At 55.7% G+C, this 2,179-nt stretch carries 1 protein-coding gene; it reads left to right on the top strand.

Annotated elements, in window-relative coordinates; translation table 11 throughout:
- Window positions 1-201: 201 nt before the first annotated feature.
- Complete coding sequence (gene htpG / locus GXX82_05565) at window positions 202-2,109, top strand: molecular chaperone HtpG (protein ID NLT22495.1); 1,908 nt, start codon at window positions 202-204, stop codon at window positions 2,107-2,109.
- The last annotated feature ends 70 nt before the right edge of the window (window positions 2,110-2,179 follow it).

Here is a 2,179-nt window from a genome sequence, read left to right as displayed (position 1 = left end):
TCAGGTTTCAGGTTTCAGGCAAAAGATAAAGGACGGCATTCATCTGTTCCGGTTCCTTCCCGAAACCGGAACTGTCTCCAGGGTCTTTAACCTGAGACTTGAGACCTGAGACTTGAGACCGTTTCTAATCCCTATTGACTCTTTCCCTCCCCTGTCTTATTTTTTGTGCGAAAAAACAATCGAATTCGAGGTGATCGGGTTATGACAAGCGAACGGATGGAATTCAAGACCGAGGTCAAACAGCTTCTCGACCTCATGATCCACTCTCTCTACTCTCACAAGGAGGTCTTCCTCAGGGAACTGATATCCAACGCCTCTGACGCCATCGACAGGGCCCGCTATGACTCGCTGACGAACAGCGATATCCTGGAGGAAGGCAGCGGGTGGAAGATAAAGCTCGCCGTCGACAGGGACGCCGGAACGCTCACGGTGAGCGACAACGGCATCGGCATGACCCGGGAGGAGACCATTGAATCCCTGGGCACCATCGCCCGCTCGGGTACGAAGGAATTCCTGGAGGCCTTGAAAAGCCAGGAGGTGAAGGACAATCCCGAGCTCATCGGCCAGTTCGGCGTGGGCTTCTATTCCTCCTTCATGGTTGCCGACAGGATAACCGTGGTTTCCCGCCGCGCCGGTTTGAAGGGAACAAAGGGCGTGAAGTGGGAATCCGCCGGTGACGGGACCTTCACCGTTGACGAGGTCGAAAAGGCCTCGCGCGGCACCGACGTCATCCTTCACCTGCGTGAGGACGAAAAGGCCTATCTCAGCGAATGGGAGATCAGGAGCGTCGTCAAGAAATACTCCGATTTCATCGAACACCCCGTCGTCATGGATGTGGAAAAGGAAGTGGACAGTGAACTGAAGAAGGGCGAAAAGGTCACGGTCCGCGAAGAGGAGACGCTCAATTCCATGAAGGCCCTCTGGCTCAAGGATAGGTCGGAGGTGAGCGCCGAGGAGTACGACGATTTCTACAAGCACGTCTCCCACGACTTCCATCCCCCCGAGAAGGTCATTCACTACAGGGCGGAAGGGACGTCGGAATTCGCCGCCCTCATGTTCGTGCCCTCCGTCGCCCCCGTGAACATGCTGTATCGCGATTTCAAGTACGGACCCATGCTCTACGTGAAAAGGGTCCGGATCATGGACCATTGCGAAGACCTCATACCCCAGTACCTGCGTTTCGTGCGCGGTGTCGTCGATTCATCGGACCTGCCCCTCAACGTCTCCCGGGAGATCCTTCAGAACAACCGGCAGGTCGAGATCATAAAGAACTCCCTGACGAAAAAGATCCTCGACACCTTCGAGGAAATGAAGGAGAGCAGCTACGACGATTACCTGAAGGTCTACGGTCAATTCGGGCGCGTCCTGAAAGAGGGGGTCCACTTCGACTTCTCACGGAGGGAGGCCATCGCCGATCTCCTCCTCTTCGCCTCCACGCGATCTGAGGAGGGCAAGCTCCGGACCCTCAGGGAATACGTGGACGACATGAAGGAAGGGCAGGAGGAGATCTACTACATCGTCGGCTCATCCCTGTCGGATGCCGCCAACTCGCCCTACCTCGAAGCCTTCAAACAGAAAGGGTTCGAGGTCATCTACATGACCGACGACATCGACGACTTCATCTTCAACGGCTTCGAATACAAGGGAAAGAAGATGCACTCCATCACGAGGGGCGACATCTCCCTCGACAAGGACAAGACGGTCCAGATGGAAGAAACGAAGAAGAGGTACGCAAGGCTCATCGATCTCATCAAGGAAACCCTCTCCGAGGAGGTCAAGGACGTGAGGCTCTCGGGAAGGCTTACCGACACGGTGTGCTGTCTTGTCGCCGATGAGGGCGACCTCGATCCGGCCATGGAACGTCTTCTCAAGGCCATGGGCCAGGACCTGCCTCCCATGAAGAGGATACTGGAGCTCAACCCCTCCCACCCGCTCTTCTCCGCCATGAACACCATCTTCGAGAAAGGAGAGGCAGGCATGGAGCTGAAGGACTACATACGCCTGCTCTACGATCAGGCACTGGTGCTCGAGGGATCGAAACCGAAAGACCCGGCTGCCTTTTCAAGGGCGATAGCGAAACTGATGGTCGAGAGCGCGGAGAAGAAATGAAGATGGGTAATAGGTGATAGGTTATGGGTTATGGGAGGAACAAACGGTCAGTAGCCTATGACCCATGACC

Source organism: Syntrophorhabdus sp. (genome assembly GCA_012719415.1).
Lineage (GTDB): Bacteria > Desulfobacterota > Syntrophorhabdia > Syntrophorhabdales > Syntrophorhabdaceae > Delta-02.
This window is presented reverse-complemented; position numbering and strand designations above follow the sequence as displayed.